Source organism: Allosphingosinicella sp. (assembly GCF_036402135.1).
Lineage (GTDB): Bacteria > Pseudomonadota > Alphaproteobacteria > Sphingomonadales > Sphingomonadaceae > Allosphingosinicella.
Window position 1 is genome coordinate 1 of record NZ_DASWTN010000016.1, and the last position, 7,443, is coordinate 7,443.

Annotated in this window: 5 protein-coding genes and 1 pseudogene; 2 read left to right on the forward strand and 4 right to left on the reverse strand. The window is 64.3% G+C overall.

Annotated features, from left to right (window positions below):
- Nucleotides 1–72: 72 nt before the first annotated feature.
- Both VGD10_RS04755 and gph read right to left on the reverse strand, forming a co-directional pair.
- Nucleotides 73–1,293, reverse strand: coding sequence for a sensor histidine kinase (locus tag VGD10_RS04755; RefSeq protein WP_331039656.1), 1,221 nt, complete (start codon nt 1,291–1,293; stop codon nt 73–75).
- 9 nt (nt 1,294–1,302) lie between these two features.
- Nucleotides 1,303–1,977 (reverse strand): phosphoglycolate phosphatase, encoded by a 675-nt coding sequence (gene gph / locus VGD10_RS04760; RefSeq protein ID WP_331039657.1) that lies wholly within the window; start codon nt 1,975–1,977, stop codon nt 1,303–1,305.
- Between the two features lie 78 nt (nt 1,978–2,055).
- Between gph and glmU the strand changes: the two genes are divergently transcribed.
- The gene (glmU, locus tag VGD10_RS04765) at nt 2,056–3,414 is read left to right on the forward strand and encodes a bifunctional UDP-N-acetylglucosamine diphosphorylase/glucosamine-1-phosphate N-acetyltransferase GlmU (protein WP_331039658.1); all 1,359 of its coding nucleotides are present in this window, start codon (nt 2,056–2,058) and stop codon (nt 3,412–3,414) included.
- Here glmU and VGD10_RS04770 read toward each other — a convergent pair.
- Together VGD10_RS04770 and VGD10_RS04775 are read right to left on the reverse strand one after the other, a co-directional pair.
- Nucleotides 3,411–4,484 (reverse strand): PepSY-associated TM helix domain-containing protein, encoded by a 1,074-nt coding sequence (locus tag VGD10_RS04770; protein ID WP_331039659.1) that lies wholly within the window; start codon nt 4,482–4,484, stop codon nt 3,411–3,413. The two genes, glmU and VGD10_RS04770, sit on opposite strands and share 4 nt — an antisense overlap.
- The gene (locus VGD10_RS04775) at nt 4,484–6,571 is read right to left on the reverse strand and encodes a TonB-dependent siderophore receptor (protein ID WP_331039660.1); all 2,088 of its coding nucleotides are present in this window, start codon (nt 6,569–6,571) and stop codon (nt 4,484–4,486) included. Before VGD10_RS04775 ends, VGD10_RS04770 begins: the two co-directional genes overlap by 1 nt.
- A gap of 128 nt (nt 6,572–6,699) precedes the next feature.
- On the opposite strand from VGD10_RS04775, the pseudogene VGD10_RS04780 reads away from it, so the two are divergent.
- Nucleotides 6,700–7,443 (forward strand): annotated as a pseudogene (locus VGD10_RS04780) (glutamine--fructose-6-phosphate aminotransferase); the annotation flags it as partial.

The following is a 7,443-nucleotide window of genomic DNA, read 5'->3' on the forward strand; positions in this document are numbered from 1 at the left end:
TCTGCCTCCATGGAACGCCCCACCGGCGTTCGAACCGCGCTAGGCGGGTTCGGGGAGAATCCTGTGACAAATCTATGACTCTTTGATGACAACGGCTTCTATCGCGCGGGGCAGCCAGACGCGAACCTCCGTGCCCTCTCCCACCTTGCTGAGTATCTCAAGCCGCCCGCGATGCCGGCTGACAATATGCTTGACGATGGCGAGGCCCAGCCCGGTGCCGCCTACCGAGCGGCTCCGTCCGGCATCGACGCGGTAGAAGCGCTCGGTAAGACGCGGCAGATGTTCGGGTGCGATGCCTTCGCCCTGATCGGTCACGCGTATCAACAGCATGTCGGCGCCGCTTTCCTGAAGACGGACTGTCACCGGCGTTCCGCTTCGGCCGTATTTGAGCGCGTTGACGACGAGGTTCTGGAAAAGCTGGAGGAGCTGCATCCTGTCCCCGAGCGCCACCGGTTGTCCCGCTTGGTCCTCCACGAGGAGCTCGCTCTCCTTTTCCTCGATCATGCGTCCGCAGCTTCCGCGGACTTCCTCGATCAAGCCGAGCAAAGGCACCGCCTCGCGCGGGGCGGTGAAGCGTTCCGCCTCGATCCGCGACAGGGAGATGAGATCGTCGATGAGCCGCTGCATACGCCGCGCCTCGTCCGACATGATATTGATGAAGCGGGATCGGGTCTTCGCATCCGACACCGCCTCCTGATCCTGCAAGGTCTCGAGAAAGCCGATCAGGGTGGCCAGCGGGGTTCGAAGCTCATGGCTGGCATTGGCGACAAAATCGCCGCGCATCTTCTCCGAAGCAACCGCTTCGCTTCGGTCGGTAAGGCGGACGAAGCGGCTTCCGTCCGCCAGCCGAACGGTCGTCATTTCCCAGCGCCGATCCTGCTCGCCGACTCCCGCTAACTCAGTCCGGCTGACGCCCTCTTCGGCTTCTGCTCCCCGCGTCAGGCGTTCAGCCGCCGCCGGATGACGAAGGGCGAGCCGCACGTCGACGCCCTCGATATGGCTGCCGAGCACCTGCCGCGCCGCCTCGTTGGCGAGAAGCACCCGCCGGTCCCGCACGATCAGCACCGGCTCCTCGATGCCGTTCAGAAGATCCGCCTGGGATGGAATGGAAGGGGCACTGTCGCGCGGCGCTTCCTCGGGAGCGATAGATGCGGCGGGCGGACTGAAAAGAGCAAAGGCAATGCCTCCCGCCAGCAACGGCACCACGGCGGCAATAAGAGGCGCTCCCCACCAGATGGCGAGAAGGAGGCTTGCCGTGACCAGCGCCAACCCGAGCATGCCCCGCTTCACCATGGCTTCAGGCTAGCTGCCCGCGCCCAGCCGCGCCAGTGCCGGAAACAAGTCGACGTAACGGTCGATCACGATGTCTGCGCCGAGCGCCTCTACCGGCCGGTCGGAAAAGCCGAAGCTGACGGCGATAAAGGGAACCCGCGCCGCCCGGGCGGTATCCGCATCGGTTATGCTGTCGCCAACAAAGGCCGCGTGGCCGCCGCCCGCCCGCTGGACCGCCTCAAATAGCGGCGCCGGATCCGGCTTCCGGACAGACAGCGTGTCGCCGCCGACCACGCTGGCAAAACGCTCCTGCCAGCCCAGCGCTTCCAGCAGCCGGTGCGTCAGAGCTTCGGGTTTGTTGGTGCAGATGGCGAGCTTCAGCCCGTCTGCCGCAAGCGCGTCCAGCGCCTCCTCAAGCTCAGGATAAGCAGCCGTGCCGTCGCAGATATGAGCGGCATAATAGTCGATGAAAATCGGAAAGCCCTGCTCGACAAGCTCTTCCGATGCTTCGCCGGTTGCAGCCAACCCCTTCCGGAGCAGCGCCCGCGCGCCATGGCCAACGAGGTGGCGTACCGATTCAGGCGCGATTGCCTCCCGCCCAAGCGCGGCGAGCGCATGATTGAGAGCAGCGGCAAGGTCGGGCGCGGTGTCGGCAAGCGTGCCGTCGAGGTCGAACGCCACCACGTCGAAAGGGATATTTGGCATGCGCGGCGCGCTTTGGGCGGACGGTCTGGAATTGGCAAGGCATCCGTGCCAAGGGGCGGACAAGGTTCAGGAATATAAATGACACGCAACAAACCATTTGCAGCGATCATCCTCGCCGCCGGCAAGGGCACGCGGATGAAGTCCGACGTTCACAAGGTGCTCCATCCGATCGCGGGACGCGCCATGCTCGACCATCTTCTCGGCGTGGTCGACGGGCTCGCCCCCGCGCACAAGGTGGTAGTGGTCGGAAGCGGCCGCGAGCAGGTCCAGCACCTCGTCGATGCACGGAGCGGCGAGATCGTGGTGCAGGAACAGCAGCTCGGTACTGCTCACGCCGTCGCGCAGGCGGAGGAGAAGCTGGCCGGTTTCGACGGCGACGTGCTCATCCTCTACGGCGATACGCCGCTGGTCGAGGCGGAAACCATGTCGCGCATGCTCGACAGGCTCAACACCGACGACGCGCCCGCCGTGGTAGTCGTTGGGTTCCGGCCCAAGGATCCAGGCGCCTACGGCCGCATCATAGTCGACGGTGACGACACGATCCTGAAGATGGTCGAATATAAGGATGCGACCGAGGAGGAGCGGAAGGTCAACCTCTGCAACTCCGGCATGATGGCGGTGCGGGCGCAGGACCTCTTCCCGCTGCTCGCCCGCGTCGGCAACGACAACGCGGCCGGCGAATATTACCTCCCCGACATCGTCATGCTCGCCGCCAGCGACGGGCGCACCTCGGCGGTGATCGAGGCTGAGCCGTGGGAGATGGCCGGCGTCAACAGCCGCGCCGAGCTGGCGCTGGTCGAGGCCGAATGGCAGCGCCGCCGCCGCCTCAAGGCGATGGCCGACGGCATCACCCTTGTCGCCCCTGACACAGTCTGGTTCGCGCACGATACGGTGGTCGGCCGGGACACGGTGATTCAGCCCAACGTCGTGTTCGGCCCCGGCGTCCGCGTCGGCGAACGAGTCTGCATCCACAGCTTCAGCCATATCGAGGGCGCGACCATCGCCGACGGCGCGGAGATCGGCCCCTATGCCCGCCTCCGCCCTGGCGCGGACGTGGGCGCGGACGCCAAGATCGGCAATTTCGTCGAGGTGAAGAAGTCGCGCATAGGCAAGGGCGCCAAGGCCAATCACCTCAGCTATATCGGCGATGCGGATGTCGGCGAGAAGGCGAATATCGGCGCCGGCACCATCACCTGCAATTATGACGGCTTCTTCAAATATCCGACGGTAATCGGCGAGGGCGCCTTCATCGGCTCCAACAGCGCTCTCGTCGCGCCGGTGAATATCGGCGCCGGCGCGATCGTCGGGGCCGGTTCGGTCGTCACCCGCGACGTTTCAGCAGATGCCATCGCGCTCGGTCGCGGCACGCAGGTGGAAAAGCCCGGCCGGGCTGCCCGCTTCCGCGACATGATGGCCGCGAAGAAGACAGGGGTTTAGGACCGCCGCCTCTTCCGCCACCAGGCCCAGATCCCGGTCACGTACAAAGCCGGGAGCGCGAGACCTGCCAGCATCAGCAGGATGCGGCCCGGTAGGCCCGCCAGCTCTCCGGAGTGAACGGAAAAGGCCGCGTCTGCCAGACGGTTGCTGAGCGGCGCCCGTGTTGGATCGTAGACATCGAGAGTTCGCCCGGTTTGGGCATCCAGCGTCACCGACGTCACCCCCGACCAGACACGCGTCTCGTCCGGCTGACGCAGGCGCACCGTGTAAACCGGCGCTTTCGGAGTAGGCATGGTGAGGCGTACGAAATCCGCGTTCGGGAAGGTTGCGCGGGCAGTCTGCAGAACGGCATCCGGTGCGACGACACTGACAAGTTTCGGAACCGGCTGAGCCTTGTACGGGAGCTGATGCGGTACAACTCCGGCGACGGCAGACCTGAGCTCGGCCGCGAATATCATCCAGACACCGCCCGGCACCGTTATGAACAGTATCGTACCGACCACTAGGCCCGACAAGCGATGCCAGCCGAACAGCCGCGCCCGGACGGAACGCCATCGCCGCCAATCGAGGGCGAAGCGCCATTGCCGCCATTTGGGCCAGCCGATCCAGAGGCCTGTGCCAAGCGCCGTCAACAGAAGGATCCCCGATAGGCCAATCAGCGTCTCGCCGCGGTCGTGGAGCAGCAAAGATTCGTGGAGCAGGTAGAGCCAACGCCAACCCGAGCCTGCAAAGGGTGTGGCGGGATCATAGTCCCCCGCCCCAACAACGCGGCCTGTTGAGGCTTCGGACTGGAGCAGCTTCGGTCCCGCATCGTCGGCATAATGGACGTTGAGCAGGTCGCCATGACCATCGGCGATCGCCACCATCTGCACGGGCCGCCCGGTTCGCGCCTCAGCCACCGCGACGATCCGTCCCACCGGCACCATCGGTCCGGCTTCCACCGGTGGACGCACCCACCGGTCGATGTCGCGGTGGAAGACCAGCATCGCTCCGGTGAGTCCCTGCAGAGCCCATAAAAGCCCGACGATGAAGCCGAGCCACAAATGCACCCTGAAAAGGGTTGGCCGCATCAGAGCCCGACGCGCGCCGTGAGCTTGATCTGGCGCGGCAGGCCAACACCGAGAAGATTGTTACCCGCCGTGCTCCAATAGCGTTCGTTGGTCAGGTTGTCGGCGTTGAGCTGCAGCGTCAGGCCGCCGGGCGTTATGCCTTCGAACGTATAGCGCGCCGACGCGGAGAAGGTGGTGTAGCCGTCGACGAATGCCTGGTTGAGCGCATTTACCGCCCGCTCGCTAACGTAAAAGGCGCCGCCCCCTATTGCGAGCCCCCGCACCGCCGCCGGACGATATTCGGCATAAAGGCTGCCGGTCCATTCCGGGGTATTTTCGGGCGTCTTCCCGATCACGAGCGCATTGTTGGAACGGCGCACCTCGGCATTGAGATATTGTCCGGAAGCGTAGACGGATAGCTCGCGGCTGATCTCGCCCGTCACCGACGCCTCAATGCCCCGGTAACGCGACCTTCCGGCAAGCTTGAACACATTGTCCGCCGGGTCGGTGAAGGCGAACGGGCGATCAATTTGAAATGCGGCGGCCTGGAATATCACGCCCTTGAAAGCCTCGCCTTTGGCACCGAGCTCATACTGCTTCGAAACCGCCGGCGGCAGCACCGCGCCTCCATTCGCATTATTGAGCGGTGCCGTCCCCCCTTCCTCAAGCCCCTCAAGATACGTGGCGTAGAGACGCACATCCTCTGCGGGCTTGGCAATGAGCCCGAACGAAGGCGTCCATTTCCGGAGATCGAAGCGGGTGACAGTGCCGTTTGCCGCCGTCGAGCGGCTCTTATAGTCGCTGTGGCGCGCGCCTGCGAGCAGCTCGACCGGTCCGAAGTCGGCGCGATCCATGACATAGGCGCCCCTATCGCGAATGTTCAGCGGTGCCTCTGTGAAGACGGTAGGCTCCGGCACCGACACGTCGCTCGGCTCGAAGAAATTCTGCGCCACCGTCAAAGCCGTGCTGTTGCGGCCGTTCTGGAACCGCCAGTTGCTGGTGACACCGATGATGAGATTGTGCGTGATCGGCCCCGTCTGCACGACGCCGGCAAGCTCCGCCCGCGCATTGCGGTTGCGGTAGCGCTGGTCGCGCGTACGGAACACGCGCAAGGTGCCGTTGCCGCTGACACCGCCATAATTCTCCAACTGCGAGAAATCTCGGTCCCGCTCGGTGATCGCCTGCCCGCCCTCGACCGTCAGCGCCCATTGCGGCGAGATCCGCCAGTCGACACGGCCGAGCAGGTTGGTCGCCCGGGCTGCGTATCTGAGATCGCGGCCGCCGAAGTTCAGCATGGAATCCGGAATGTCCGGAATGAAGCCCTGCGACGCGGGGAGAACCTGCAGCGCCGACGGCTCCGTCACGTCCTTTGCCACATGCTCCGCGTCGAAGCGGACGGAGAGGCTGTCGGTCACATCCCAGTCCGCCGCAAGCGCGCCGACGTAGCGTTCGCCGTCAAACCGCTCCACGCCAGTCTCGACAGCGCCGGCCGCACCGTTCAAGCGAAGGCCAAACGCATCGCCGAACCGCCGCCCAATGTCCGCGGTCGCCTTGAGTGCGCCATGATTTGTGGCGGAAGCCGTGAATGCGGTCACGTCGCGATCGGCACGCTTCGTCACCATGTTGACGATGCCGGATGGCGGGGCGAAGCCGTAGTAGAGCGCGCCTACCCCCTTCAGCACCTCGACCCTGTCCTTATTCTCCAGCGGCAAATCGACGAGGTTGATCGTCGGCAGCGATCCGTTGAGGCGATAGCTAGTCCGGTTTTCGACGAGGATACCCCGCACCGCGACATTGTCGTAGGCCGAACCATTGAGCTGCGAACGGCTTACGCCTGCCGTGTTCCGCAACGCGTCGTACACGCCTTCAACCGCCTGAGAACGGATCAGCTCCTGCGGAACGACGTTGACGGTGAGCGGCACATCGATGATGCGCGCGTTTCGGAACGTACCCACTTGCACGAGCGACGCGCCGAAGCCGGTACGGTCGGCGGTGACGACAATATCTTCCAGCGCAGGAGCGGCCTCTTCAGATGGCGCTTGAGCCGAAGCTTCGGCGGAGAGGAGGCAGGTCGCGAGCGCAGCCGCGGAGACGGAGAAGCGATACAATGTGACGACCCCTTATGTTTTGTGACGCGCTTAATGCGACTGCTTCGCAAAAGCAAATTTCGGAGCCATTGCTTTTCCGTCAGGATGCGGCGAAGGGGCAAAATACGCCGTCAGGAGAGTTGGATAACATGTGCGGGATCGTCGGGATTATCGGTAGGGAAGAAGTGTCGGAGCGCCTGATGGGCGGGCTGCGCCGCCTTGAGTATCGCGGCTATGACTCGGCTGGTATCTGTACCTTGGTGGATGGCGAATTCGAGCGCCGTCGTGCCGAGGGCAAGCTCAACAATCTTGCGGCGGAGCTGGAGAAAGAGTCGCTGCCGGGCGTGGTAGGTATTGCTCACACTCGCTGGGCGACCCATGGCGCGCCGACAGTCGGCAATGCGCACCCTCACCTCGTCGATGGCGTGGCATTGGTACATAACGGCATCATCGAGAATTTCCGGCCGCTCCGCGAGGAGATGAAGGCGCTTGGACGCACCTTCCAGAGCGAAACCGATTCTGAGGTGGTCGCTCATCTCGTCTCGAACGAGCTTCAGAAGGGCCTGACGCCGCAGCAGGCGGTCGCGAATGTCCTCCCCCGTCTCGAGGGCGCGTTCGCCATCACCATCATGTTCAAGGATCATCCCGACCTTCTGATCGGCGCCCGCATGGGTGCGCCGCTGACGGTCGGCTATGGCGAGGGCGAGAATTATCTCGGCTCGGACGCCATCGCGGTGGCGCCGTGGACGCAGCGCATCGCTTATCTCGAAGAAGGCGATTGGGCAGTCGTTCGGCGTGACGCCATCCAGATCTACGATCGTGGAAACCGCCCCGTCGAACGGGAGATCGTCGAATCCGGGGCGTCCTCGGCCCCGGTCGAGAAGGGCAATTAC

What these genes read in the sequence shown, in the direction of transcription:
- gph (WP_331039657.1), bottom strand. Translation starts at nt 1,977, where the DNA reads ATGCCAAATATCCCTTTCGACGTGGTGGCGTTCGACCTCGACGGCACG.
- VGD10_RS04770 (WP_331039659.1), bottom strand. Translation starts at nt 4,484, where the DNA reads ATGCGGCCAACCCTTTTCAGGGTGCATTTGTGGCTCGGCTTCATCGTC.
- glmU (WP_331039658.1), top strand. Translation starts at nt 2,056, where the DNA reads ATGACACGCAACAAACCATTTGCAGCGATCATCCTCGCCGCCGGCAAG.
- VGD10_RS04755 (WP_331039656.1), bottom strand. Translation starts at nt 1,293, where the DNA reads ATGGTGAAGCGGGGCATGCTCGGGTTGGCGCTGGTCACGGCAAGCCTC.